This window comes from Salmonella sp. A7, assembly GCF_020181675.1.
Lineage (GTDB): Bacteria > Pseudomonadota > Gammaproteobacteria > Enterobacterales > Enterobacteriaceae > Salmonella > Salmonella enterica.
Genome location: NZ_CP084001.1, coordinates 3,528,174 through 3,554,904 on the forward strand (window position 1 = coordinate 3,528,174; position 26,731 = coordinate 3,554,904).

Sequence of the window (26,731 nt, forward strand, 5' to 3'; positions counted from 1 at the left end):
ACCGGATCCGGTTCAGGTACGAACGGTGACAACCCAAAACCGGATCAGATGAAGAGCTAATAACCGGTTATTAGCCGGCAGTGACAGCCTGTGAAATCACCAGACTGACCAATCCGCTGTATTCACCGGCAGGCAGGTTTTGTAAGGCTGCTCCAGCCTTCTGACCAATATCCAGGTTCAGCGGAGCTGAAGCATCGCCAGTTTTTCCGTCCGGGAACAGGGTTTTAGCTTCCAGTACAGAATTGGTGGTGGTCAGTGACCGTCCTCCCAGAGTCACTTCCATATCAATGGTTTTGGTGGGATCCAGAACGTTGATAAGTTGTGGAGCATTCAACAGTTTTACATTAACCGACTTGGTCTGATCGTTGCTGTAAAGGCGGGTCTGGAGTGATTTATGGACCAGGCCCTTACCCGGCATGAAATCCAGCTTCATAGTCGACGGGAGGGATGAACCATCGGCCTGCAGCAGTTCAAGTGTACTGTCAATATTGGCAGTGACGGTAATATCCTTCTGAACCGCAGAAACAGAAAAAGAATAAACGGTGGCCAATGCCACAGCCGCGGCAATAAAAGATGTTTTCATGTTCATAAAAAATAACCTTGCTTTGTTGTTTATTACAGTGATATATGTACACCCGGTATACATCCGCTCCCCCTGAGAATAAATGTAGGGTATAGCGTACGCTCCGTGTGTTTTTACTTTCCGGCTGCTGTTAAATCAGCAGAGATTACCGGTGAATTTGCACCCGTACGATATTCCACACGAAATGCATTACTTTTTATTCCGGCCGGAATATCAGCACTCCCGCCGGGATAAATACTTTTGTCTATATTCTGCCAGTGGCATGTGGTGTCGCAGTTGCCGGCCCGAATAAGAGAAAGCCGGGTATTTCCCGTATTCAGCAGGTGGTGACCGTTCGTTACCAGCGCAGGCCTGGGGTCTGACGGAGAAACACGCAGCAACACCCCCCAGACAAGATTCACACTTACGGATGAATTTTGCTTTCCACCTGCCTGTGGATCATCTTCCAGTTCAGGAACAGCCTCGAAGTATACCCGCCAGGCTTCCTCTCTTTCCGGTGCCTGAGTACTGATAACACGTATTGTTTTTTTTGTTCCCGGGGAAAGGGCAAATTTCTCCGGGGAGACAACAAGTCCTGTCTCTATATCATTCCCTGCTGGTACCTCCTTCTCCTGTGGCATACCAGGATGTTCAATACGCATGATTCTTGTTCGAATATATTGCACATGATCTGATTTAGAATAGACGAACAGCGAGGTGGCCTCTTCGCGGCTACTATTAATTTCTGCCGCCATAGGATAAACGAGCATATTCGCCCTGGCATGACCACATGCAAACATAGCGACACAGAGAAACACCCCGGGAAGAGTATCTTTAAAATTCATACCAGATTTTACCGTATAAAAGTCATCTAAATTTTAGTATTAGCATAGACAGAAAGTTATCAGCATAAAGAAGCAAATTACGATTCAGTGTTAATACATTTTGTGTGGAGGGCATCATACGGAATAAAATTTTTCGCTCAATACCTCTGTTTTTTTCAGGAAAGGAAAAATTAGTAAATAAAAGTCCACGGATTTCATTCACCAAAAGCGAACGACAGATCTGTAAGAATCGCTGAACAATTAATAACGCCGCAGTAAAAATTTTGGAAATTCTTCATAAGAAAGTTGTTACTGTGTACCTGACTTACTCAGATAAATGGAACTGTATTTCCCCCTCCTTCAAAGCAACAAATACGTAACATAACAACGTAGGAGACAGAGAATCTAAAGAAAGCCCTCCAGGAGGGAGATACAATTCAGACTACAAAACCAAATAAACCTTAAACAAAGCCACAAATAGACTGATCATCATGAGGTTTTACAAAACCAGGTAAAAAAAAGTAAGCAAAGTAATTAATTTAGAAAACTAAAGTTACAGTTAGATCAGATTTACTTGCTCAATATCTGTTAAAAATATGATATCAGCAAACAAAAACTTATATACATCATATGGTTACACTTGATGTTTACACCTCTCCAGCAAAGTGTAATCAATATAATACACTATTTTTAGATGAAATATTGGTTAAATATTCCATAAACAACAATATAAAACAGAACAATTCACCATGAAAATACAATTCACCTTTTAAAACATAGTGTTATAAAAAAACACCATTCAAATTGATGCCAGTCCCTTACCTGTCAATGTTGTTTACGGTTCCTTTCCCCCTTTTGTGCGAGTAAGCAACATGAATATACAAGTCTTAACGACCAATGCCTCTGTCAGCCCAAAATAAGTCGACATTCCTGTGCATGGCGCTGCAGCAGGAATAGAACGGCAGACATCAGCGCGGAATGGAATCCCGGCTGAAACAGGCTCGTCTGCCATGAGTCAAAACGCTGGAGCAGTTCGACTTCAGCTTCCAGCCAGGCATCGATCGTAAGGTCGTCCGGGAGTTGGCCGGTCTGGCGTTCGTGGAGCGCTGCGAGAATGTGATCCTGCTGGGGCCCCCGGAGTGGAGAAAACCCACCTGGCCGCTGCCCCCGGTGTGAAAGCGGCAGATGTGGGCCATCGGGTGTTGTTCATGCCGCAGGACAGGTTGGTAGACGCTGATGAAAGCGAAGATGGAAAACAGCCTGGAGCGCCAGCTACAACAACTGAGCTATGCGCGGGGGCTGATCCTGGACGAAACAGGTTACCTGCCAATGACCAGTGAGGAAGCCAGTCTGTTCTTCCGACTGCTGAACCGACGGTATGAAAAAGCGAGCATTATCCTGACGTCAAACAAAGGCTTCGCAGACTGGGGAGAGATGTTCGGTGATAACGTGCTGGCAACAGCGATCCTGGATCGGCTGCTGCATCACTCAACCACACTGAATATCAAAGGAGAAAGTTACCAACTGAAGGAAAAACGCAAAGTCGGGGCGCTGACCAAAAGCGCAACGCCAATCAGTGAAGATGAAATGGCGGAAAGCGGACAGCAGAAGTGATCAAACAGCGGATATTAAAAATAGCGAAAAACGACCATAAATCCTGGCGTTGACATCCTCAAGATTTAATATCAGAAGCTTCCATGCCGCCGTATCCAGACTTCCAGTTGTCCCTGGTGGCTTCAGAAATACCGGCCTCCCGGTAGACATCTTTAACAGTCCGTCCGGATTCAACTGATCTAATCACAGCGATGATCTGGTGCGCAGTAATACGGGCATTACGCACAGCGATCTCCTGCGTTGGCAGATTGATTATGCCGGATGATCTCTAAATGTGAATGGCTCGATTATGCGGGATACTTACAGTGCAACCTGGCGCCATTTTTCAGTACACTGCAACGTTTCTGGTATGGGCTTAACTTCCGGCTGCCCAAAAACAGCCCCGTCCTGTTTCCGGGTATTATCATTTCCGTCAGTCGGCATCATGTTTTGTATTGGGCATCGTCAAAAGACGACTGGCTGACCAGTCGCATATCTCGATGCCTCAATTCAGTCATCATCATGTGGGTTTAAGTCAGGAACGTGTCAAAACCATTCCAAACGGGTTAATCATCATTCAGAAAATCAATTTGTGGGCGATTATTCCATTTATCTTCAATAAAAGACAGAAAGCGTTGAAATAAAGGAGAATAATACTGACGATGACGCCATACAAGATAAATGGGGAGATCTGGGACCCTCCATTCAGGAAGTATAATTTCAAGTTCATTATTTTTTAAGTATTTGGTGGCAAGCCAGGCCGGAGTCATGAGGTTGATACCCTTTCCTTCTAAAACCAAATTAAGAACACTCAAAAGATTATTGGAAGATAAATGAACATTAACAGCGCCACTAATAGTGTATGATTCATCTTGACGGAAAAGAGTAAGAGGTCCGGAAAGACCATGGTTGTGAAGACCCACAATAATGTGATTTTCCAAATCGCCAGGATGTGAGATCCTGCCATATTTTCTAATATATTTCGGACTCGCACAAAGAACCAACTTTAAAGGGCTTATCTTTCGATACACGAGATCCTCACTTTCGATTATGCCACTTTTAAAAACCAGCTCATCAAACTCCAGGGATTTACTAAAAAAATCGCTACGCTCTCGTGAATCCAGGTAGATTTTTGTATCCGGATAGCTAGCTGTAAATTCCCATATCCACTTATTGGCAAGAAACTCACAGACAATAGCCGGAGCCGAAAATTTTATACTCCCTCTGATAATTTTATCCGGATTTCGCAATTCATCCAGCAAGGACTGAAAGGAAGATGTTATCCTTTTCATGCTTGCATAGGCTGTCTGACCAGCTCCAGTCAGTTCTAAGTGATGTGAATCGCGCCGAAGTAAAGTAACCTCAATAGAATTCTCAAGGCGACTAAGCGATTTACTGACAGCAGAAATGCTAATATCTAATTCCCGTGCAGCCCGGGAAAGATTCCCTACTTCCGCCACTTTAATAAATATCATCCAGTCTCGCATACCACGATTATTGATCAGTTCCATCATTATCTTCCGTTGATAAAAGAAATTCTTATATTAAAGGAGCTATCAACGACTTACTGATGCGTCATTGTGTGCCTCAATGTCCTTGATATCATCATAATAAAAAATCTATTGGCTGCAAAATAGCATCTGAATCGATCATGATTTTGCATCCATCTCCGGTTACTAATTGAACCTGTTTACCACTCAGTGTAAATACCCTATCTCAGAAGTGATCGTCAAGGTTGTCGCCGAACCAGATACCAATAATAAAGTGGTTCATTGTCATGCGCCCGTTCTGCAAAGGCATTGTCCTTTTCTGTGACGCAGTCTGGAACGCATTAATTGTATCGTTCACCTAACAAAGTATCCCGTGGAAACAAGCAAAACATCGCCAGATTATTCTTACTTGAGTCCCCCCCACCCGGCTCGACATTATTTGTGAAAGTGGAGGAAAAAGAACAGACGGTTTAAATAAGACGCTTACTCAAAACATAAACCTATGTGCAGGCTCCTCTCATTTCGTCACGTCGCTGATATCCAGCTTTACTGGCGCCAGGGGAAGATATCTGCGCAAGGCAATAATTCCGGCGCAACAACAACCACTCCCGCTGGGCCTCTGTACATTCAAAATCTCCCATGACCAAAAGCCAGCGGGTAGAAGCCCTGCGCCAGTGACCTGCGGCCTCCAGATTCTGCGCAACCGGGTCTATCACGGCCTCCGGTGTTATCTTATTTCTGCTCAAAATCAGCACCATCATTTGGGATATAGCCTACAACCCCTGCCCGCCGATGATGGGGGAGGATTCGGTATGCAGCACTTTCATCCTGGTCTCCGGCTCAGTCAGCTATCCGACGTGCCCCCTTATGCCGGGCCAGCAGCGAAGAAAATCCGGGCGTGGTGTGATAAAACAGACGACGTTTCAGCCAGCCCACATTCTTTCGCTCCTTTGTGTTGATACGACCAATACGCTGTGAACCGATGACTGGATTGTTCATACGCCTTTCTGTGGTATACAGGTATGTGAACCCCAGCTCTTCAGCCACATGAATATAGTCAGAACAATACCAGCCCTCAGGCCAGCACAGATGCTGACTGCAGTAACCCAGCATCTCCCTCATCCGCTTACGACTAAGAAGAATATCGACACGAAGCAAATCCGACGGATTACGGGACACAGGTTTCTGGTCCCAGCGTCGGTGGGTGTGCGTGTGCGAGTGAAACTCAACAAGGCCACTGAGGTGCATCTCCCGGACCTCTGACCAGCGCAGCATGACCTCATCAGCCCGGCCTTGTTTAACCAGCATCTGACACTCATCATGAGAGTACACCGGTTCGCCTGCAGGAATACGGACCGGTCCGTCACTGATCAAACTGGTCACAAGAAAGAGATGCGCATGCAGATTAAACTCCTGCAGCACCGGAAAAACCTGCAACCAGTTATCCAGCCAGCCGCCATCAAAGGTCAGCATGACGCTTTTACGAGGCAATCTTGCACCATGATAAAAAGCTTCCACCTCTGCTGCGGTAACGGTTTTCCAGCCAGATTCAGCCAGCCATTTCATCTGCGCCCGGAACGTACGGGGAGATAAGGTTATCTGTCCGGGTTTATCACTGACATGGTGATACATTAATACCGGTAAATGTCGTGCATAAGACATATGCTTTATTCCTTTATGTAAAAAATAAATTATTTTTACGCCTGAGGGGACAAGAAAAAGCCCCCTAAACATAAAATCTTAAATATCACATATGAATACCTGACAGATAAACAAACCTTATACTAAGGGCTTATAAAGACCCGTTCACAAAAGAGTGAATCAAACAAATCCACAAAACAGAAAATAATAAAGGCATCAGTGTCTGTTAAATTATTTTACGAAACATAATATTCCTCTCCCTACAAAAAAGATGAATTTCAGATTTTAAAATAAATCAGCAATTGATTTTTCTGCAATGAAGATTGCTAACCATATTTGCCTTGAGTAAATTTTCAATACATCCTCGAACCTGATATACAGTATTCGCCTTATTCACTTATACAGGAAGTATGAGTGGAACAGACGGCTACGTATCCTCCTGCGCCAATGCACAGGCCTTAAAATCCAGCGTCCAGGTGTCCGCAGGCACTTCCTGATTGCCATCAACGACCACACTGAAACTGGCGTTATCTGCAGCGGTTCTTAAAATGGCGCCACGACCACTCACCGTATCTGGTTGCCACCCCTCGCCCTCCAGGCGAACCTGAATGTGATGGCGAGGATCCTGTTGCCCGCTCAGCAGCAATACGGTAGGCGTGTTACCCGCCTTTTGCTCATCGCTCCATACCCGAAACCCGCTGTGACTGCCGTGATAAGTCACCCAGCCTTGCGCAAGCACCATCCCATCTGGCACGTGCCCAGCCCGAAAGTAAGTACCTACACGTAGCGTTGTCTGAAGTTTTTCTGCGGCGTTCGCTATCGGCACCAAGCTACTGGCAGTGACCAGTAAGCTTACGCTATAGATAACCGTTTTCACTCGCTGTATTTTCATCCACATTATTCTCTCCTTCAGAATCGGCTATCTGCAGAGACCGCTCATTTGATACAAGCCCGCGATTCCCTTGTGGGCAGGTAGCTGGTAGTTAACCCGACATTGCTGTGCTCCCCATTTCACCGTCAGTTCGCCCTTATCCGCCAGACCAGTGAGATAAACCTGGCTATCAGTATCCACCAGAGCAGCACTGCCATCCTGCCCATTGACTGTAACCTGCGCCCCGAAAGGAATGGCGCTACCATCTTCCCGTTTCAGCGTCATCAGTGCCCTGGCCCCGATGCGAGTGTGAAACTTCGCTTCCACCACCGCCCCTTCGGTTGGCACCACGCGCACATCGGTTTGTGTGACCTCTGCGTCATCCGGTAGTCGCGACGGATCGAGGCTGACTGTATTCTCCTGATAGACGTTCAGGTTGCCCACTGTGGTGTCGCCACGAAAATCCGTCTTAACGCCAGGCCAGCCGCCAACTGGCACCCCCGAGGCCCCTGGCGCTTCAACCAGCGCCACTGAGCCTTGCAAAGGTTGCCCCAGCGTCACACCATGATGGTGGATAACTATACCTCCCGCGATATTGACTCCCATCTGGCTCATCGCCCGGCTGTAGCTATAGTCACCACCTAACAGGCCGTAAGCCCCATTCCATGCCAAGTGCAATGCGCTGTTATTACCACCACCTGGCGGGGCATCGGCACGGTAACTCTGACGCACCTCCCAATCCAGTTGCTGACTGAATGCCTCTCCGTTGACCCCCACTTGTTGCGTCTGACCACCGTGTGATGGTGAAGTCATCTGCCAACTGGCACTTACATTATTCCCCGTCCAGCGGCTTAATGGCATACTGAACCCCAGGCTGGTTATGTTCTCTTTACGGTGCGCGCCATTGCGCCACAGCGTTCTGTTTTGATTCCAGTTCAATGACAGCGAGCCCCCTCCGATAGAGGTTCCCCAACTCAGTCCGTAGCTGTCATCATGACCGGGGCGATTACGCCAGTCGGTACGGGAACCGGTTAAACTCAGATTGCCCAAATGCCTCCCCCATGACTGACTCAACATCAGGGTGGTACGCGAGCTCGGCTGCAAATTATCTCGCCACGACCATAGACGGTTGCCATCATGTCGATAACTGTCGAGCACATCGGATAAGGTGTTATAGCCCTGCGAGGCATACTGCCATCTCGTCAGAAAAAAATTTGTCCCCGTCGCAGTCAGCTGGTTGCTGTAACGCAGTCGCCAGGAGGCTCCTTGCTGTACCGCCTCCCCCTGACGCTGACTGTGTGTGTCGCTTCCATCGACAGATAAACTCCCCCATCGCCCGAGAGATCCCCCCAAACCAAGCAATGCAGCTTGATAGTGCGTTGCACTCTGTATACCGCCGTATGCAGTGAGATTCCACGGCAGACCATACATCAACGTAGCCTGCGCGATCTGCGCCTTATCCGTTGCAGAGTCTGACGATCGGTATCGGCCCGCCAACAGGCTGTACTTCAAATATCCCTGGTGCAGTGCTATCGCCGGGGTCTGATACGGCACCACAAACATTTGTGTACTGCCATCGGCCTCCCACACGGTGACATGCAGATCACCACTACTGTCTGTTACCGACAGATCCCGCAGTGCAAACGGTCCGGGCGCCACGGTGGTGTTGTAAATGGTGTAACCATTCTGTTTGACCTCCACCCGAGCCTGCGTGCGGGCAATCCCACGCACTACTGGAGCAAACTGCCGCTCACTGTAGGGCACCATGTTGTCATCCGATGCCAACATCACACCGGTAAATGGCACACTATCAAATATCTCCCCCTGCGAAGTCTTTTGCCCCAGAGTCAGACGACTTTTTAGTGGGTACAGTCCACGCTCAGCATAGGTATATGCTGCCTGCCACTTCCCCGACAGTTGACTACTCCGCTGCCAGCTGGTCGCATTGCGGACACGCCACGCACCTATATTGATTCCCGGTTGCAGTTGTACCCAGGAAGAGTTGTCACGCCTCTCCATATCCATTTTGTAATCCGTCTGCGTTGTCCTCGCACTGTAGTTCATCAGAAACGCCGGAATACCATCATCCCAGAGATCTTCAGGAGCGATCCCCTTAAATTCCGGACGCAACGCCAACTGCGGAATACTCAGTTGCAGTTGCTGATTATTGATATCCAGTACCGCTTTAGCCTGTGGAATGGCGGTCAGATCCGCACACTCATCTGGGGTCTTTGCTGCTTTCCACAACTGAGGGTAATCTTCCGTTTTTACGCCGTAGCGTGAAAGCTGACTGACCGTCAAACAAGGAGCCAGAAAAGGCGTTCCTTGCCCATCCTTTTCCAATTTGAACACCACATCACGGGTGTCGACACGTTTACCATTCACCATCACGTCCACTCGATAAGTCCCTGGCTGTTGTACCCCCTGGTTAAAGAGCGACATATCAACCCCTTTCGCTGCATCGCCCAACATTGATGCATCGAATGTGTAAGCGTGCGCATTTGCGCAATGAACCACTCCCGCGATGAACAGTAGCAAGGCAGGTTGTTTGAACTTCATTTTCTGCCGCTAAATCCTTGAATTTATTTAAAAACGTAGTGGAACGGATGACTTTCACCACCTAAGTCTGTAATAATTTTCCACTCGACATCACCACGAGTGCCACCTGGCATATTTAGTGTTTTGTCAGCAAAGGGGGGGATATACTCAAGCCCTGTAATGGGCTTTCCCCCTACTGTGACAGAGGCTAAATTCATGTAAAACGGGGTGGGGTTCTCTACCTTAAGTTTGTTGCCCGTCTCCACCCATCTTAAATTTCCTGCAACATCTTCCGGCGTCCCCTTCACGGCATCCGGGCGGAAAATCAGCTTGTCACAGGTGCTGATGGACAAATTGAGGTCAAGGGTCGCGCCCTTAGCCTGTGTATCCGACTGTTCATTTTCGGGTGGTAGCGCCTTTATACAGACCCACTGTAAAGTCTCGCGATCCGTTGGCATGTCACCACCAGTACGGATAATACGCAGTTGACTCTGCTGGTTCGCTTCTAAACGAAATAGAGGCGGCATCACCATAAAGGGGGCTGGCGAATTTTTGTCTTCTGCTTTGACTGAAGACTGAACCAAAATAGGGTAATTCTGCGGGTTGCTCACCGAGAGCGTCGCGCTTGGTGTACCAGCGTGATAAATCACACGTGTAGCTCCCAGCTTCACGCTGAATGATTTAGTGGCTGAATTTAATTGCTGCCTGGCGGCATATACTGAAACCATAGAATTAGAGGCGAACAAAGCTGCCGCCATTAAAACAAAATTAATTGTTTTCATATCAAAAATTGTAAAAGAAAAATGAAAAACTTGATGTGTATTACGCCTTAAACAAGGCGCAATACACTAATAGTTGTTTACTATTAAGGCTGATATCCCACTACGTCTACAGTCAGTGGGTACGTATCAGGTGAGATATCCTGACCCGCTACTGCAATAATATCAATTGGGACATTGGTATCAAAGGTGAGCCATTTTCTCCCATTCCACATTACCGGGACATGAGTTTTGTTTAGATCATAATCTGAAAAGCGCACAATGATTGGGTTGCCACCATTTTTACCAGTTATTTTCCATTCACTGCCAGAATCGTTCATTAGCGTGCCAGAAATCCCCCTGACCCCGAACTCTTTAATAGAAGTAGAATCAACTGTAAGCTTCGCAATATCCATATCCTTAGCATTCTTCCCAGCCATTAAGCCTGGCATCTGATCAAACGATATGGTTAAATGTTCGGGAGCGGCAAAGCTAATATCCACTGATTTCTGTTGCTCTGTGTTCGGCAAAACTGAAGCATAACAACTAGCAGCCATCATGCTCAACGCACTTGCGATAATCAATTTTTTTATGCTTTTCATTTGAATAACCACCTTTTTTAAACCAAATTAAAATAATCCAGCACATCCAGAATACATAACGCCATACCAAATCTTACCGTATGGAAAAATCCGTGGCTGGTAATAACAGCTTGTACTTATTGGTATTTGTTACCAATTCAAATAAGTAATGTTATAAAAATCTATATATCAGAGCACCTCTTAATCTGAAAAAAATTGCGTTATTGCCAATATAAACAGTGTTGATGTTAACATCGTGTTGTCAGGGTGGAATAGAATACTAGTCAAAAAGCAATTATACCTTCCATTTACATTCAAGTGATAACATTACAATGACACCCACCACACTGGGTGTGGGAAACTTATCTTCGAAGAGAGGATAATTATCAGGCATCGTTGCAACATTGTTTATATTTAAACATACATCTCCTAACTCGACGGTAAGATTATTAGTTAACTTTTCCTCGCAGGGAAGATCTTTAATGGAAAATCTTGTTTTCCGAAACGGAAAAGCAATTATAACGCTCCAACGAGAGTCTCAACACTAAGAGCTGACTGACACAGGTCAGACTGATTATACAGGCATGAAAAAGCTCTCCCCTTCCTTTCAGTTCTTGCTGGATTATGCAAACGTCGCACCACCTCCCCGTGAACATGGCACATTAATTTGAAGCAGCTCTCATCCGGTATCGCTTTTCAGTGCAGCGAAATTCATCGCAGGTGCCCCCGTAAATAGACCCGTTTTAGTTCCATGCATTTTTAAGATTCCGGCCAGATAACGTTATTGGCGGTATTCCTTGGGTATCATATTGTTCCGCGATTCATGTGGACGTTCGCAGTTATATTCTGATAACCCTTTATCCGTAATTTACCGCACCTCATTCAGCGTTCTGAACAGATAAGAATTGAGTATTTCTGTACGGTATGTCCGGTTAAAACGCTCGATGAAAACGTTTTTCTTCGGCTTACCCGGCTGGATAAACGCCAGCTTTACTACATGTTTCTTTGCCCATTCAGCCAGTGCCAGCGAGATAAATTCCGGTCCCTTATCCATACGCAGCATGGCCGGATAACCGCGGTTGCTGTAATCCTGTCGAGTACACGGACCACTCGCAGAGCTGGCAGATTCAGATCGATTTCTATCGACAACGCTTCACGATTACAGTCATCAACAACATTGAACGTGCGAAAACGACGCCCACAGACCAGCTCTGGTTCAGCGCTTCCGGCGTGACCAGTGGCGAGGGATTGCGTACCGGCAGCCGTTGTTTACCCTTACGGCGAAAATTCAGCTTGAGCAGACAGTAAATACGGTGGAGCCTTTTGTGATTCCACGCGTATCCCTGCCGCCGTATCCAGACCTCCAGTTGTCCCTGGTGGCTTCAGAAATACCGGCCTCCCGGTAGACATCTTTAACAGTCCGTCCGGATTCGACTGATCTAATCACAGCGATGATCTGGTGCGCAGTAAAACGGGATTTACGCACAGCGATCTCCTGCGTTGGCAGATTGATTATGTCGGATGATCTCTAAATGTGAATGGCTCGATTATGCGGGATACTTACATACTCACGCGTTGAGAGACTTTCAGTTCGTTTGTACGGTGAATGGATGCCGCAGGCGGGGTTTATTAACGGGATGCCCGTCAAGGTGCGGGTAATGAGGGATTGCATCGTGATCACGCCGCAGCATACCCGCGGACTCTTTGGCTGTATTGAAGGGATGGGTGTAACCCGCATTAATAAACGGAATGCAGAACAGTGGTTAAAAAAATTTCTGGGGGCGCTGAACAATACCGGAGATATTCCGGTGATTAAACGTAAAAGAACGGAACAGGAGTTAATGAGTAATTGATAATAAAAAGCCGGGAAAAGATAACCCCTCCGGCTTTTACACATTATTCATCCGGTTCCAGATGTTTTATTTCAATCCTTTTGGTTTTATTTCTGGATGTTTTTCATATAATGGATTCATTATTTTAATAAGCATTTCACCCATGATAAAACCAACCGCTTCTCGATATACCTTAAATTCATCCTCATCACAACGGGACTGAACAACAGCAACAGATTCATCAAGCTCCTTACCGAATCTCAACATTAAATCACTAATTAATATAGCTGTATCCTTATCGTTAACCATACTTATTCCTGTAGTAAAAACATCAATAGCCTTGATTTCCTTTACATTCGTTAACACAATTCCAGCAAGCAAATCCGTTACTTTTTGTAGGTAAAGGCATAAATGAGCATTCACTAATGCAATTATTTTCAACCATTTTTCATCTTAATAACGTGCCAGGATCACCTCTATCAGCGCCACAAGTAATAAGACCAAGAAGATCACTATCTGTAATAGGATTCAGCGGAGAATGATATCGACTCCATCCCCCTTTCAGCCCTATTGGGTCAGATCACGCAATCTAACCGAAAGGTGGATCGTACAATCAGTTTCGTATGTAAATCATCAAACTCATTGCGTCATAGTTCATACGCTACCGCCCCCCCTGATAAGTTTAGCTATCTGTACGATACTTATTTTACTATTTAATAATCAGGTTAAGTAAAAAATCATCCAAAACACAGTGCTGTCTTAAAGTTGGCTATATCGGTATTTCCCACATCAATCGTAAAACCAAAATTTCTATCCAATATTCGCGTAGTCCCATCCCAGCCAACAACTTAAGGGCGATTGGCTGGGCTGGGAAATCAAAATACTTTCAGTGAGAGATAATCGCTCAAAAATATTTATTCAATCAAAAATTATTTATACATAATATATTCACACTCTATTTTATTGTGGTTATAGTCTATTTGAATCTGAAAAGATAGATCGCAAGATATTATTCTTATCTCGTCTGAATGTAATTCATCAAAATTATAATCACTCGAAAACTCACTACTTATCTTATACATTCCGCAAAACTTCCATTCTTCATCAATTAATAAATAAGAAGAAAGACCTGCAACTTTCTCTTTAATAAATTCAACAAGTTGTTGATAGCTATCAATTTCCACTTTAATTTTTGAATTTATTTTCTTATCTTTAAGAGAATTTATAATATTATCAGTTTCTTCTAAGGTAAGAAAATTACCCCCTACAACAGTATCATTGGTAAATGATTGTATTTTATTAAAATAATCATTTTTGCATACATTAGCCTGAGCTTTTCTATAGAGCAATGCTCGTTTGTATTCAGATACACTCATTCGCATCCTCCTTTACCATAATATGCTTTCCCTTTACCATTACGTAATTGAGGTCGCCCATACTTATTCATTCGAGGATTTCCAAAATCATCTGTTTTAACTTGTCCTGCTTCCCAATGTGGCTTATCTGGATGACTAATATCCATTGTTTGCTCTTGTACGGATGATAAACCAGTGCCGCCACCTGGTTTTGGTGTTTCGTAAGAATATTCTCGACCAGAGCTATTTTGTGATTGGCTGATCGGTTGTTGGCTTGTGGGTATTCCTGCTTGCCTCATAGCTTCACGACGAGCAGCACGAGAAGAATCAAATGGATTGTTCTCACTGCCTATCGGTTCTCCACTTAAACCCAGCGGATCAACCCAACTTAACGGATTCGGCGCATATTGGTAGAGGTTTATTCCCCCCGCTAACCCTATCGGATCCTGACTGACGAACCGTCCACACTCCGGTGCATAATATCTGAACAGATTGTAATGCAGCCCCGTCTCGTCGTCAAAATACTGCCCCGGCAGCCGCAGCGGCTGGTGAAAGTACGCCCCGCTGTTGCTGATGTCCGCCGCATTCTCTCCAAACCCCCTGATATATCCCGCCCACACCAGCGTTCCGTCCGCCGCCGTCACCTCCTGCGGCGTGCCCGTCACGTCCGTGTGGTAATACCACACCTGCCTGCTTTCTCCCTTTCCCGTCACGCTCGCCACCGGCGTGTACGGCTGTTCCGCATCGTACAGATAGGTCCGCCAGCCCTGCTGCTGCACGTTCTCCTGCAACAGCCTGAACCCCTCCCACACAAAGTCCGTCCGGCTCCGCGCCGTATGGCCCGTGTGCCGCCCGTACGTCGCCTTGCGGGTTCGCCTCCCCAGCGCATCGTAGCCGTAGTGCGTCTCCGTGTTGCCGCTGATGACCCGCGTCAGCTGCCCCTGCGCGTTCCACTCCAGTTGCTGGTCGCGCCGCGTGGTCAGCTCGCCCCACTCGTTATAACCGTAACGGTCACGACCACAGCCCGGCAGCCGGTTGTTCATCACCGGACCCTGCCCTTCGTTATCCAGCAGGTTGCCCGCCTTATCGTAATAATAACGGTCATGGTCATACATCTGACCTGAGCGCCCGGTCAGGTAACCGCTTCTGTCATAGCTGTACACCACGCTGCCACGCAGGCTGTCGTCAATCGTGCCCACCTCGCCGTGGTTGTTCCAGTAATAGTCCCTCGACGTCACGCAGCCCTGCTGCGCCGGGCGCTGGCCGGGAAGAACAGGGGCACTGCCGGGCGCCAGGCTGCGCTGCCAGCTCAGCAGACCGTCGTCGTCATAACCGCTGTACGTCGCAAGCTGCCCCTGCGTGCGCATTATCTGACGGTGCAGGCTGTCGCGCTCATACTCGCTCACCGTCAGGCCGTCCAGCGCCGTCTGTAACAGATGCCCGCTCCCGTAATACAGATGCGTCAGGTGCTGCCCGTCCGGCAGCGTGATGTCCGTCGGGTTGCCCAGCGCATCGCGCTGATAACGTATGCTGCCGTTCCCCGCGTGCTCCGCCGTCAGCCAGCCGCTGCGGTCATACTCAAAACGCACCGTGTCGGCCTGCATCCGGTGCTGCTGTTGCCCCGCCTCCGTGGGCGTGAGCGTCACTGCCGTTATCTGGTCCAGCCGGTTGTAGCTGAACGTCCGCTGGCCGTGTTCATTCTCCGTCCGTAACAGGCGGCCCAGCGCATCCCGCTGCTGCGTCTCCCGCCGCACCCCGCCCTGCGTGCCCGTGGTCTGTATCGCCGTCAGATAACCGCTGCCGTCCAGGATAAAAGTACGGCTCAGCCCGTCCGGGCGCACCTCACGCACCAGCCTGCCGTCCGCATCGTGACTGAACCGGTACTGCGCCCCGTTGCCGTTGGTCAGCACTGCCACCCGGCCTTCCGGCGTGTACTGCCAGCGCGTCTCGCGCTTCTCCTCATCCGTGTGCGCCGCCAGCAGACCGCGCGGCGTATACCGCCAGCTCTCCACGCTCCCCGTGATGCGCCGGTGGCTGCTCATCAGCCCCAGCGCATTCCAGGTATACCTGTCCTGCTGTTTCCCCGGTGAGTTCACCGTCTCCGGCAACCCAAGCCGGTTGTAGCTGATGCGTACCACCTTCCCTTCCGCGTCCGTCACCCGCGTCAGGTTGCCGTCCTCATCGTGGTCATATCCGGTGCTGCGCCCTGAACAGTCGGTGTACCGCGTCATCTGCCCCCGGCTGTCGAACGCCGTCACCACCGTGCCGCCCGCCGCATCCGTCCGGCTGCACATCTGCCCCTGTTCATCGTAAGCGTACTGCGTCACCCGCCCTTCCGGGTCCGTCTCCTGCACTGGCTGGCCGTGGGCGTTGTACTGCGTTTTCCAGACAGCGTCATCGTCCAGCGCCGTGCGCGTGATTTCGTCGAACTCGCCGTTCCACTGCGTCTGCGTCACCCGGCCTTCCGGATCTGTCGTCTTCACCACCCGGTTCTGGATGTCATATTCATACGCCACCGTGCGACCGCCGGGCAGCTCAATGTTGACAGGGAAGTGGTCTTCGTTGTACGTGAAGCGGTACATTCCACCGCCCGGCGTCCGGTGCGCGGTGATATACGTCTCCCTGTCGTACCACCACTGCCATGACTCCCCCTGCCTGCCGGTGACGGTGGTGGTGCCTGCGGCAAAATCATAGTCAAAGCGGTAATGTTCGCCGTCACTGGTGTCGTGCTCCGTCACGCGCGGCGCGCCGTCGAGTTCCTGCCAGCGGTAGCGGCAGGTGAACCCCGCCGCATTGCTGTGCGCCGTCATCAGCCCGTTTTCATAAGCAAACTGCCGCACCTGCGTTCCCGCCCGGTTCACCACGCCGGTCAGTTGACCGTTATCGTCATACCGGTACTCCACCAGATTGCCACGGGTGCCGCCCTGCACCAGTTCAATTCGCGACAGCCGCTCCCCTGCCGGGGTCTGTGTGCGGTGCAGTAACAGGTGATGCCCGCTGCTGGAGGCTATCCGTACCAGTCTGCCTCCTTCGTGCCCGAAGACAATGCGCTGGCGGTGCGGCGTCTCCATAAACAGCAGGTATGCCATGCCGTCACTGTCAAAATCACCAAATACGTAATAGCTGCGATCGGTGTAATGCAGCACGTAACGCCCGTCATGCAGGCGGCTGAGGTATAACTGTTCTTTCGGGTCAAATATCTGGTGGCCGGGCGTCAGCATCGTTTTCGGGTAACACAGTTCCCGCCCCTGTACGCCGGTCAGCGTGATGTGTTCATCGTCCTCGCGCAGGCTGGTTTCCCAGTTCAGCCGCCAGCCCCGTCCCAACAGTCCCACGGTTTCCAGGTGGCTGGCGTAAAAACGCGAGCAGGTGACCGGCAGGCGACCGGGCAGGGTGAAGTCCGTTTCCGGCAGCAGGATTTTCTGCCCGGTGGTCACATCCACCGGATTGCTGAACAGCCCGCTGATAGCCTCACCCACGGCCATCCCGGCAAGCTCCCCGCCGATAAACTTAGCGGCACATTTAGTGCCAAATTTCGTCCCCAGCTTTGCCGCCTGCCGCCACGCCCCGGCCAGCCCGCCGAGCAGACTCGCCACGACAAACAATACATCCACCACCTTGCGCAGCCAGTCCGGAATTTCAGAACTGATTTCCAGTACCGTCTGCGTACCGCCGCCCAGAAACACATTCGGCGAACCGTCTTCAATCACCGCGTCGCATTCGGTGTGGTCATCCTTACGGGCGGCGGGCTGGCTGTTAATGTAGATATTTTCCGACCCCTGGGCGATGCGTTTTTCTGCGATATGGTTATCGCATTTCACCGTACTCAGTACCGCGCGCGCCGCCGGGCGACTGTTGGTGCTGACATTCTCCGAACCGGTGAGGATTTTTCCTGCCGTGTGGTGGATGGAGCGCCCGATGGCCTCGCCCAGTTGCAATACCCCGGAGGCTATTTGATCGGCCATAAAACCCAGAATCAGCCCGGCAAGAAAACCGCAGCTAAAGAAGGCAAAGGCGGCAAGCGCGATAATGGCGATGCCGATGATAGCGCCGATAAGAAACCCGGCGAGCGCACTGGTGTGGTAGATAGGGTCATCCACACGGGCTGCTTCATACATGGTCACACCTCCGTGTGATTATTCGTTTTTATCCGGCTGAAAGCCTGCCAGCCAAGTGTTCCAGAGCAGGTCTGCTTTATCATCAAAAGGACGGGGACTGGTCAGGGTGAAGACCAGTACCTTGCCAGGGGTTGCAATAAACCCGGCCTGACGCTGGTACACTTCCGTTTTCCCGGATTTATGGGTGGCGGCAATTTGTTCCCCCATAAGGGCATCATTGCCCGTTCCTGCCTGTGCAGGCGCTCGCGACAATACCCGGTGCTGACCGAGATTTTTTTTCATCAGTGCAATCTGGCGGTCAATATAGGCGGGCAGGTCTTCATCAGGTTTTAGCGTATCGCGGGAAATATTCAGGCTGGGCGATGTTCGTTCATTGCCCTCCAGGATAAAAATATTAACGCTGCGATCCGTAAATGTTTCAGGCAGGACAAAACACCCTTCCTGTATGCGGTATGGTCGATCCATGAGAACTCCAGGTTTAATTCGGATCACTCAGAGGTGGGAAGGGGGGCAATATCATCGGCGGTTACGGCTGTGCCGCCATCCGGGTTCATATCAATACCTTTACCAATCAGTTGCATGACATCGCTGGTATGTAACATCAGTTGCTTGCCACAAAACTCAATGGAGCCGTCCTTATGTAAAACAAGCGCCGCATTGCCGCAGCGAAGCGTGAATTGATCGCCAACATCTAAACGATAAGTGGTGCCGATATTGATCGTCTGCGCCAGTTTTACGGAAAGGCCGTCATTCTTCGTTACCGTGGTGTTTCTGTCCTCACCAATACTGTTGGTTTCATTTTTAATAATGGTTTTAGTGCGATCCACCATTACCGTATGTGTTTCATTATTCTTCACCGTGGTGTTGAGATCTTTTTCCGCGTGGAACTTCACTTCCTCCGCGCCGGTTTTATCATCAAAACGCAGCATGTTGCCGTTCGTTGGCCCGCCATACAGCGAGTGGCTGAAGATCCCGCTCTGCGACGCCATTCCCGGCAGTCCCCACGGCGGCATGGTGTCCTGGTTGTAGGTACGCCCCACGATGATCGGCAGATCCGGATCGCCGTTTTTGAAATCCACCAGCACTTCCTGGCCGATACGCGGGATCTGGATCATCCCGAAGCCTTTGCCCGCCCATGGGTAGCTGACGCGTATCCAGCAGGAGCTGTTTTCATCCATTTTGCCGTAGCGATCCCAGCCAAACTGTACCTTTACCCGCCCGTACTGATCCGTCCAGATTTCCTGGCCCGACGGGCCGGTGACAATGGCGCTCTGCGGTCCTTTGGTGTGGGGTTTGCTGATGGTTCGCTGCGGGCGGTACACCTCGCGGGTGGGGTGCAGTTCAAAACGGGTGGAGAAGGTAAAGTGCTGGTCCTGCCCGCTGTGCTGCGCGTTGTCCTGCACAAACAGCGTAGTCTGCGCCAACAGATATTCCTGGTTGAGTTCTGCCGTAGGGTGATTCATCAACGCAAAGGTGTAGCCAGTCATCAGCGTACGGATATTCCCGGCACCGTGAACCCGGCTGCCAGGGCTGCGCTGCGCTTCCATACGAATGCGCGTCAGCATTTCGCCTTCGCCCTTGTCGAAATAATCGCCCGGCCATTCGTAGTGTTCGTAACTGGCATGGCCGGTTTCACGCGGGTTTGCCACTGTGTTCGCCAGCCGCGAGCGCGGTTTTTTAAAGTCAAAATCATCCAGTACCCACTGCCCGGTACGCAGACTTTCATTGGCTATAATGGTGTGGATAAATGCTTTATCCAGCTTTAACCCTTTTTGATGCCATTCTACCTCCGGTGAATCCGGGCAGGCGTGATGTGTACTGATGGCATCCGCCAGCACCAGCGTGTGGCTGTCCTCGCTGTGCTCAAACCACCAGTAGATGCCCCACTCCTGCATCAGTCGCTGAAGAAAATCAAAATCAGTTTCACCGTACTGTACCTGCCAGGTGCGTACCGGGTAGCTTTCCACCAGTCGCTTTTCCACCGGATACGGATACTCAGCCAGCACTTCATCGAGAATGTCCACCACGGTTTTATTCTGGAATGCCTTGTAGTCGCTGGTGTGGGTCAGCAGTTTTACCCACGGCTCCATACGCAGCTCATAGGTAACAGAACGCCCTTCATGGCCCACCACCCGCGCCGCCGTGACCAGCCCGCTGATATGCCGTTTGCCGCCGCCATCCAGTTCGATGTTGACGCACAAATCTTTGCCCACCATGGCTTTAAGCGGCAGGTTGGCTGCGGGGGAGACATAGCCCAGATTCAGGGTGTCGGGCGTTTTTAGCTGTACGATGTAGGTAAACAAGCTACCGAGAGCTTCCGAGCCGTTCAGACTGGAAAACAGCAGCATCTGCGGTGGAACTGCGCTGCCGCTGACCGTCACGTTATGTGCGCCCGGCCCGCTGGTTGCACCAGAAATTAGTGCCGATATCACATCCTGCGCCGCGCCCGCCGCTGCCGCAGCCTGTGCCGCCGCAGCCACCGCTGCTTTCACCAACCCCGACGGTTCAGGCAGGTCGCCCATCAGAGATCCCAGCGCCTGTTCCACTGCCGCTTCTGCGGCTCCCGCCACGCTTCCGGCAACCGAACCTGCTGTAGTTCCACTGTTTTCACCTGTTATCGGCGGCGTGGTTGTCGTCAGCCCCCCCATACCGGATTTATTATTTGTGGATACAAAACTCATGGTATTTGCTCCTTTAATACTAAATTTAAGCGCAGTATTTGGCAGTCGGAAATAACATTCCACTGGCACAAACATATTTTAAAAAGCACAAAAAAGCGCTTACGTTTCAAAAAAAATGCAATGCTTATCTTATTTTTTTGAAAGCCAGCAAAATAAGTGGCATACAAATTAAAAAACCCACAACTGAAACAATGAACACATAATTATGATCCGATAAGAGTTGTCTGGCAAACCAGACACACTGGGACGAACTAAAATCCCCTCCCATGCTCATCGTTTCCGAGTAGTTCACTGCAAATATAATATTAAAATAAAAAACAACAATATAATAAATGGCAGAGATAAATAAAATAATCCCCCAGCGTATCCAGAATTTATTTGTCATTGTATGAACTCCCCAGAGAACCGCCAGATGTACCACCAGAATATGGCGACGAGGTACCTGATGAAGCAGAACTTTTTGCTCCCACCCCCATCAGTACAGCGCTCAATCCCTGTGCTGCTCCACTTTTATCACCAATATTAGGATATTGTTGCCTGAATTCACTGGTCATATTCATTACTGACATTGATGAAAAATCAGAACTTTTCTCAATAAGGTATTGTTGTAATGAGAAAGGGATCGTGAAATCTATCTCTGTGTCAACTGTTAACTGTGGCGAAGCAGATACCCCAAATGATGACTGTATAGAAGGTAATATATATTTTGTCTCAAATATTTTCGAACCAGAATATTTAATCCCCTCAACGGAGTGTGTCGTACAATTATTTCCGGTTACATCATAAATATCAATTGTACGCCCCCGCAACTTTACCCTGTCCGTCATTGATTTTGTAGGAACAGGTGGTTTTGCTGCATTCCACAATTTTTCAAAAAATTCACGAACCAATATCGGATTAGCATCATTTATTTCAAACACATGTGCTTCCATCTGATATAGCTCATAACGATAATAAGATCGGGCATCTTCATCTTCAAAGAAGTTTAAAATACCATCTCCGACAGTCGCACTAGAGCCAGTCCTTCCATACCGCCCGTAAGTGTACAAATAAACAGAATTATCCATATGTACAGAGACAAAAGCATGACCCGCACCTGTGGTTTCAACCCACAAAAATACACCGTTTAACAACAAATTATCTTCTGGCTTACAGGTTGCAGCGAAACTATTTTGTTCTTGCGTGTTCAGTGCTGTCTGCCATAAGTCTTTCACTCTTCCCTCCTGTTATTCTCCGCCAGTCGCAGCGCATCCACATACCGCCCTTCACTGTTCTGCTGCCAGAACCAGCCTTGCCCCGGTGTTGCCTGCCCCAGCGTCTTACCTGGCCAGCCCGGCCACGGCAGATAACGCACGCCCGGCAGTTCTACTACCGGTGCTTCATCCGGCAGCCCGGTCAGTTCCCGGCTGCGCTGCGATGTACGTCGTAACCCACGCAGCCACTGCGCCCACCACGGCCCCGGCTGCCACATCGCCCATAGCTGGTCCACCTGCTCCGTCAGCCGCCCGCGCCGCATCGTGTCCGGCGTGATATGCTGCGCCGCCAGCCTCGCCAGCCAGTACAGCCAGCCCTGCGTCTCCTGCAAACTCTCGTCCAGCCACTCCCGACCACAGCGCTGGTAAATCACCAGCGGCCACGGGCGTCCCACGCTATCCCGTGACGCCATCAGCACTCCGGTCAGCCAGTCAGTCGTCCCCCCCATCGGCAAAAATCCCGGCGACATCACAAAGCTCCACGGCAGCGGATGGTGTTCCGGCGCGGGCATATCATGTTCGCCACGCGGCGACAGGTGCATCCAGCCGTCACGCTCTTCATCTGTCGTCTGGCCTCCCGGCAACACGATATGCCGCCCGCTGCCCACCCACGTCTGGCGGTTCAGCCAGTCCTGCCATATTCGTCCCTCTTCAGCGCCCACCCGCCAGCGCACATAGTCGCGCTGGTCCGGCAGCCTGCCGAACATCGCCGGGGCTGATACCGCCGCTGGCCGGCGCATTACAGCGCCCTCGCCGGGCAACTGAAGTTCTGCAACAGCTCCCGGCTGACCGGGTTAAAATCCCGCCCGGCGGTGATTTCCAGCACCACCCGACGACCGTCAAAATCATATTCCACCAGTTGCCGCCCCCGCACCGCCGTTTCCTGTACCTTTCCGGCGTCCAGCAGATGAAACAGCGCCCACGGCCCGCCGGTCAGTAGCGTTGAGGTGTCCTGGCGAATACGCGGGCTGGCGGTGATTTCCGCCATCGAGCCGTTGCGCGGTCCCGGCCACGTCACTTTCAGGGGCCGGTCCGGACCATGGGCGTAGCGCAGCACCTGGCCGTCGATATCAATCACCAGTTCCGTGATGGCCGGGTCCATATCCACCACGCTAATCTGCATCGACCAGGAAAATTTTTTCCCGCCCTCGCTGTTAAAAAATACGCTGCGGATCTGCTTCGCCTGCTGAAACGGCGTTAAATCCGGCCCCTGCAACGTCATGTTGCCTTCGGTCGGTTTGTAGCGCCACGGATCGCTGGCGGTATCCACCAGCGGAGCCAGTTGTTTGCTCCAGAAAGCATCCAGTACGCCACCGCTGGCGAAGATGCGGTTAAAGTCCTCGGCGCTGACCTCCTGCGGACTGTCGGCGAACGGATAGCGCCCGTCGATGGCGTCACGGCAGTCGTCGCCCATCATCGCCTCCATCTGGGTGTTCAGCACGTCGCCGGTCCCGGCGTTGATTTTGCGCGTTCCCTGCTTCGTCAGATCCAGCAGGATGTTTTTCAGCGGCGCAGGCAGTTTCGCCGCCTCCAGTTGCAACTTGTCTGCGGCAGTAATGCGCGCTGGCAACGTCCCCGCCGCCAGCGCGCTATCAGCAATGGTCAGTTGGGTGTAATACTCGTTGAGCATGGTCAGCAGCGAAGCGATCTGCATCGTCCCACCGCCGCTCTGTCCGCCGTCCGTTCGCCCGGCAATGACCTCGCGCAGCGCGGCGAAACGGTCATCCACCAGCGTTTTTTCCAGCCGTTCTTCCGGGTGAATATCCTGGAACAGTTTTGCCGTCTGTACCACTTTCCCCGCGTTACCGGATGCGCGCTGCGCCAGTTGTTTCTGTCTGGCCTGCGGGTCCGGCGGCGGCACCAGCGTGGTCTGCTCCACCACCGCTTTTCCCAGCCGCATCAGCGGTGAGTCCGGCGACGCCAGGGTGCGCAGCACCTGTAAATCATAGGCCAGGCCGGAACTGCCCTCTTCCCCGGCACTGTTGATACTATGGATACTGTCCAGAAAATCCTGCCAGCGGCGGGCATATTCCGTCAGGTACAAACGGCGGACTTCGCGGGCGACAGACTGCTCCTGCCCCGGTATCTGGCTGCGCAGGCTGTCAGTCAGCTTTTTTGGCGTACTCTCCCGGCCCATCACCCAGCCATCGTTCGCCGTCGCCGCCGCCACAAATTCCGGTAATCGTTTGTCGAACAGCTCCCGGTATCCTTCACGGGTAAAAATACCCGGCACGCCCCGATCCAGCGGCGCGCCGTTGCTACGCACAAACACCGTTCCCGCATCCGCGCCGACGGCGCGTACCAGCGTGAACTCCTGCGGCGCTTCGCTCTCCATTGCCGCCAGCGCCCGCGCGTAGATACGCTCGGTACTGGTGTGACCGTCGAGGAATGCCCGCGCCTGGCGGATCAGCGCCTCATCTTTCTCATACGGTGAATGCACCACCCGGCTGCCGTCAAACAGCGCTTCGATATGCGTCAGCACGGCGGCGCGCCCGCCGAACCCGGCCACGCTGTCGCTGTTCCCCAGATCGTTAATCACCCACGACTGGATCTCCGCCGCGTTGTATTTATCTTCGTGATCTTTATCCAGATTCAGCAGCAGATAGATGCGCAGGGCATCGTAGGCCGCTTTACTATCCTGACGGGCAATGGCGTCCGCCAGCACATACTCCATCCGTTTCACCAGCGGCGGCAGCAGCAGTTGATCCAGCAGGCGGTTGTACAGCGACGCCACGCTGTCGGTTACCGGCGGTACGCTGTACAGGCCGTAGCGCCAGGTCAGCGGCGGCGCGTCCGGGTCCAGTTCCGGCCAGGCGGACAGTTCCCTTGCGCTGTCCAGCAGTGCCGGGACGGGAGCCATCGCCGGTTTACCGGTGTAGGCTTTCACCTCGCCGTCCAGCCGGGTCGCGCGGGCGCTGATTTCATTCAGATAGTCGCCGTTGGTCTGCTGGCTGGTCTGCATCCCCTGCCACAACAGGAATGCCAGCACCAGTACCAGCAGGTGCCCGCCGAGGCGCAGCAGGCGGTAACGCCAGGCCCACTGGAGGTTTGGCTCCACCAGGTGCGCTTCACGGAAAATAAACTGTGTTAGCAGATCATGCAGAAAGTAGCTGCGGTTGCCGTCCGGCAGAGCGTGTGGGAGAGAGGCGGATGATTCGCCACGGGCGGTTTTTATCGCCCGGACAAAGCGCTGCCAGATACTCAACTGGTCGGCCACGGCGTCGGCCTGCGCCTGCGCGGCACTGGTGAAAAACACCCCGCGCAGCGTGTTATTCAGTTGCGTGGCATCGAATTTTGAATCGAGGAAGATCTGTTCAATAGCCTCCAGCAACGGCTCGCCGAGGGCGGCGAACTCACGCGGGAAGGTATACAGCCGCTGGCGGCTTTTAAGGTCGTACTCTTCCTGTAACCGGGTATCCAGTCCCTGATCCAGCCGCAGCGTCAGGCGCGCCAGCTCCTGCGCGCAGGCGGCGTGCAGCGCCTGCGGGTCGCCCGCTTTTCGCCTGCGGCTGTACGGCAACGTGAAGCCCCAGATTTGTGCACGAAGATGGCTGGTCAGCGTGCGAAAATATTCGCTGAACCCCGGCAACAAATCCATTTTGGTGACCACCAGATAGACCGGAAAGCGAATCCCCAGGGTCTCGCGCAGTTCTGCCAGTCGCGCCCGCAGAGCGGCGCAGGCCGCCAGGCGTTCCGCCGGTGACTGTGCGGTTAAATCCGCCACGTTTAGCGTCAGGATCACGCCGTTAAGCGGCGCGCCGGGGCGATGTTTACGCAGCAGACCGAGAAAGCCCTGCCACTCTCCGGCGTTACGCTGCGCGGCGCTCGCTTCTCCGCCGTCATCGTGGCGGGCGTAGCGTCCGGCCGTATCAATCAACACTGCTTCGTTGGTAAACCACCAGTCGCAGTGTAGCGTGCCGCCACCCGGCACTGTCAGGATACGCGAGGTCTGCTCCATTTGCTCCGCCAGCGGGAACTGCAATCCGGTGTTCAGCAGGGCCGTGGTTTTGCCATCGCCGGGACTGCCGACCACCATGAACCACGGCAGCTCATACAGAAAGCGTTTTCCCTCGAAGATTTTACGCCAGCCGGGCATGTCCACCCGCAACTGCCGCAGTTGCCGGATGGCCTGCGTGACAATATGGTTGACGGTGCGCAGGTCGGCTTTGATCTCGCCAGCCACCGGTACCTCTTCCCCGCGCGGATGCAGGAAGCGACGCAGCAGTTGTTCATCCATACGCAGCGCACGCCACAGCCGGTACAGGCCGTACAGCGCGTACATCAGCAGGATGAAACCAATTAATGTCAGGCGGACCCACAGCGGCGCAAACGGATGGACATCGCCCAGGGCCAGCAGCGGTGTGACGAAGCCAATCGCCAGGCACAGGACACTGATGCCGATAATGCTCATTGACCAGTTGACCAGCCACAGTACCAGCAACATCAGCAACAGGGCAATGGTCACTACCCGGCTCCCCACGGAGGCCAGCGGGCGCAGGGTATCAAATGATACCAGCGGCCCGACAAACCAGACCAGCAGCACCAAAACCAGAACGCCCACAACCGCCAGCGCGCGCCGGGAAAAAAGCAGACTAAGAAATTTTTGCATTATGTTTCGACTCGCCACCCAATAA

General features: G+C 51.5%; 18 protein-coding genes and 6 pseudogenes. 2 read left to right on the top strand and 22 right to left on the bottom strand.

Going from position 1 to position 26,731, the window contains the following annotated elements; all coding sequences use genetic code 11:
- Window positions 1-70 precede the first annotated feature (70 nt).
- Window positions 71-646, bottom strand: a complete 576-nt coding sequence (tcfB, locus tag LCS67_RS17355; protein ID WP_001555872.1) for a fimbrial protein TcfB — start codon at window positions 644-646, stop codon at window positions 71-73.
- 50 nt (window positions 647-696) lie between these two features.
- Window positions 697-1,407, bottom strand: a complete 711-nt coding sequence (gene tcfA / locus LCS67_RS17360) for a fimbrial chaperone TcfA (protein WP_001009507.1) — start codon at window positions 1,405-1,407, stop codon at window positions 697-699.
- Window positions 1,408-2,442: 1,035 nt separating this feature from the next.
- On the opposite strand from tcfA, the pseudogene LCS67_RS17365 reads away from it, so the two are divergent.
- Window positions 2,443-3,000, top strand: a pseudogene (locus LCS67_RS17365) (ATP-binding protein).
- 64 nt (window positions 3,001-3,064) lie between these two features.
- Here LCS67_RS17365 and LCS67_RS17370 read toward each other — a convergent pair.
- The 11 genes and pseudogenes from LCS67_RS17370 to LCS67_RS22855 all read right to left on the bottom strand — a co-directional run.
- Window positions 3,065-3,226: pseudogene (locus LCS67_RS17370) on the bottom strand (transposase); the annotation flags it as partial.
- An 80-nt stretch (window positions 3,227-3,306) separates the two neighbouring features.
- Window positions 3,307-3,426, bottom strand: a pseudogene (locus LCS67_RS17375) (hypothetical protein); the annotation flags it as partial.
- A 119-nt stretch (window positions 3,427-3,545) separates the two neighbouring features.
- Window positions 3,546-4,493 carry a LysR family transcriptional regulator gene (locus LCS67_RS17380; RefSeq protein WP_000970302.1) on the bottom strand — a complete coding sequence of 316 codons (948 nt, stop codon included), beginning with the start codon at window positions 4,491-4,493 and terminating at the stop codon, window positions 3,546-3,548.
- A gap of 496 nt (window positions 4,494-4,989) precedes the next feature.
- Window positions 4,990-5,227, bottom strand: a pseudogene (locus LCS67_RS17385) (PerC family transcriptional regulator); the annotation flags it as partial.
- A gap of 82 nt (window positions 5,228-5,309) precedes the next feature.
- Complete coding sequence (locus tag LCS67_RS17390) at window positions 5,310-6,131, bottom strand: polysaccharide deacetylase family protein (protein ID WP_000119391.1); 822 nt, start codon at window positions 6,129-6,131, stop codon at window positions 5,310-5,312.
- A gap of 406 nt (window positions 6,132-6,537) precedes the next feature.
- Window positions 6,538-7,008 carry an AfaD family invasin gene (afaD, locus tag LCS67_RS17395; protein ID WP_000266941.1) on the bottom strand — a complete coding sequence of 157 codons (471 nt, stop codon included), beginning with the start codon at window positions 7,006-7,008 and terminating at the stop codon, window positions 6,538-6,540.
- 21 nt (window positions 7,009-7,029) lie between these two features.
- Window positions 7,030-9,540 (bottom strand): fimbrial biogenesis outer membrane usher protein, encoded by a 2,511-nt coding sequence (locus LCS67_RS17400; RefSeq protein WP_000669620.1) that lies wholly within the window; start codon window positions 9,538-9,540, stop codon window positions 7,030-7,032.
- A 23-nt stretch (window positions 9,541-9,563) separates the two neighbouring features.
- Window positions 9,564-10,301, bottom strand: a complete 738-nt coding sequence (gene safB, locus LCS67_RS17405; RefSeq protein WP_001530955.1) for a pili assembly chaperone SafB — start codon at window positions 10,299-10,301, stop codon at window positions 9,564-9,566.
- A gap of 83 nt (window positions 10,302-10,384) precedes the next feature.
- Window positions 10,385-10,879 (bottom strand): pilus assembly protein, encoded by a 495-nt coding sequence (locus LCS67_RS17410; protein WP_061377699.1) that lies wholly within the window; start codon window positions 10,877-10,879, stop codon window positions 10,385-10,387.
- A gap of 760 nt (window positions 10,880-11,639) precedes the next feature.
- Window positions 11,640-12,213 (bottom strand): annotated as a pseudogene (locus LCS67_RS17415) (integrase core domain-containing protein); the annotation flags it as partial.
- Window positions 12,147-12,344, bottom strand: coding sequence for a transposase (locus tag LCS67_RS22855; RefSeq protein WP_053258939.1), 198 nt, complete (start codon window positions 12,342-12,344; stop codon window positions 12,147-12,149). The gene LCS67_RS22855 and the pseudogene LCS67_RS17415, both read right to left, overlap by 67 nt.
- A 52-nt stretch (window positions 12,345-12,396) precedes the next feature.
- Here LCS67_RS22855 and LCS67_RS17420 point away from each other — a divergent pair, with 52 nt between their 5' ends.
- Window positions 12,397-12,711, top strand: a complete 315-nt coding sequence (locus tag LCS67_RS17420; protein WP_072103250.1) for a SymE family type I addiction module toxin — start codon at window positions 12,397-12,399, stop codon at window positions 12,709-12,711.
- A 66-nt stretch (window positions 12,712-12,777) separates the two neighbouring features.
- Here LCS67_RS17420 and LCS67_RS17425 read toward each other — a convergent pair whose 3' ends face one another.
- From LCS67_RS17425 to icmF, 9 genes and pseudogenes are all read right to left on the bottom strand, one after another.
- Complete coding sequence (locus LCS67_RS17425) at window positions 12,778-13,056, bottom strand: hypothetical protein (protein ID WP_012664366.1); 279 nt, start codon at window positions 13,054-13,056, stop codon at window positions 12,778-12,780.
- A 124-nt stretch (window positions 13,057-13,180) separates the two neighbouring features.
- A pseudogene (locus tag LCS67_RS22860) lies at window positions 13,181-13,267 on the bottom strand (hypothetical protein); the annotation flags it as partial.
- A 352-nt stretch (window positions 13,268-13,619) separates the two neighbouring features.
- Window positions 13,620-14,066: a hypothetical protein gene (locus LCS67_RS17430; RefSeq protein WP_000116458.1), complete on the bottom strand. Its 447-nt coding sequence runs from the start codon at window positions 14,064-14,066 to the stop codon at window positions 13,620-13,622.
- A complete protein-coding gene (locus LCS67_RS17435; protein WP_100521857.1) occupies window positions 14,063-18,163 on the bottom strand; it encodes an RHS repeat-associated core domain-containing protein in 4,101 nt (1,366 codons plus the stop codon). The genes LCS67_RS17430 and LCS67_RS17435 overlap by 4 nt, the downstream gene beginning before the upstream one ends.
- 18 nt (window positions 18,164-18,181) lie before the next feature.
- Entirely contained in the window at window positions 18,182-18,628 is a 447-nt protein-coding gene (locus tag LCS67_RS17440) for a DcrB-related protein (RefSeq protein WP_000375832.1), read from the bottom strand.
- A gap of 23 nt (window positions 18,629-18,651) precedes the next feature.
- Entirely contained in the window at window positions 18,652-20,844 is a 2,193-nt protein-coding gene (locus LCS67_RS17445; RefSeq protein ID WP_031564747.1) for a type VI secretion system Vgr family protein, read from the bottom strand.
- A 374-nt stretch (window positions 20,845-21,218) separates the two neighbouring features.
- Window positions 21,219-22,058 (bottom strand): hypothetical protein, encoded by an 840-nt coding sequence (locus LCS67_RS17450; RefSeq protein ID WP_000654209.1) that lies wholly within the window; start codon window positions 22,056-22,058, stop codon window positions 21,219-21,221.
- Window positions 22,055-22,837, bottom strand: coding sequence for a TagF domain-containing protein (locus LCS67_RS17455; RefSeq protein ID WP_001254115.1), 783 nt, complete (start codon window positions 22,835-22,837; stop codon window positions 22,055-22,057). The genes LCS67_RS17450 and LCS67_RS17455 overlap by 4 nt, the downstream gene beginning before the upstream one ends.
- A complete protein-coding gene (icmF, locus tag LCS67_RS17460) occupies window positions 22,837-26,706 on the bottom strand; it encodes a Type VI secretion protein IcmF (protein ID WP_031564752.1) in 3,870 nt (1,289 codons plus the stop codon). Before icmF ends, LCS67_RS17455 begins: the two co-directional genes overlap by 1 nt.
- Window positions 26,707-26,731 lie beyond the last annotated feature (25 nt).

Coding starts and splice junctions, on each gene's coding strand:
- LCS67_RS17400 (WP_000669620.1), bottom strand. CDS start 9,540: ATGAAGTTCAAACAACCTGCCTTGCTACTGTTCATCGCGGGAGTGGTT.
- afaD (WP_000266941.1), bottom strand. CDS start 7,008: ATGTGGATGAAAATACAGCGAGTGAAAACGGTTATCTATAGCGTAAGC.
- safB (WP_001530955.1), bottom strand. CDS start 10,301: ATGAAAACAATTAATTTTGTTTTAATGGCGGCAGCTTTGTTCGCCTCT.
- tcfB (WP_001555872.1), bottom strand. CDS start 646: ATGTATACCGGGTGTACATATATCACTGTAATAAACAACAAAGCAAGG.
- LCS67_RS17440 (WP_000375832.1), bottom strand. CDS start 18,628: ATGGATCGACCATACCGCATACAGGAAGGGTGTTTTGTCCTGCCTGAA.
- LCS67_RS17455 (WP_001254115.1), bottom strand. CDS start 22,837: ATGCGCCGGCCAGCGGCGGTATCAGCCCCGGCGATGTTCGGCAGGCTG.
- LCS67_RS17390 (WP_000119391.1), bottom strand. CDS start 6,131: ATGTCTTATGCACGACATTTACCGGTATTAATGTATCACCATGTCAGT.
- LCS67_RS17380 (WP_000970302.1), bottom strand. CDS start 4,493: ATGATGGAACTGATCAATAATCGTGGTATGCGAGACTGGATGATATTT.
- icmF (WP_031564752.1), bottom strand. CDS start 26,706: ATGCAAAAATTTCTTAGTCTGCTTTTTTCCCGGCGCGCGCTGGCGGTT.
- LCS67_RS17410 (WP_061377699.1), bottom strand. CDS start 10,879: ATGAAAAGCATAAAAAAATTGATTATCGCAAGTGCGTTGAGCATGATG.
- tcfA (WP_001009507.1), bottom strand. CDS start 1,407: ATGAATTTTAAAGATACTCTTCCCGGGGTGTTTCTCTGTGTCGCTATG.
- LCS67_RS17435 (WP_100521857.1), bottom strand. CDS start 18,163: ATGTATGAAGCAGCCCGTGTGGATGACCCTATCTACCACACCAGTGCG.
- LCS67_RS17420 (WP_072103250.1), top strand. CDS start 12,397: ATGGCTCGATTATGCGGGATACTTACATACTCACGCGTTGAGAGACTT.
- LCS67_RS17430 (WP_000116458.1), bottom strand. CDS start 14,066: ATGAGTGTATCTGAATACAAACGAGCATTGCTCTATAGAAAAGCTCAG.
- LCS67_RS17445 (WP_031564747.1), bottom strand. CDS start 20,844: ATGAGTTTTGTATCCACAAATAATAAATCCGGTATGGGGGGGCTGACG.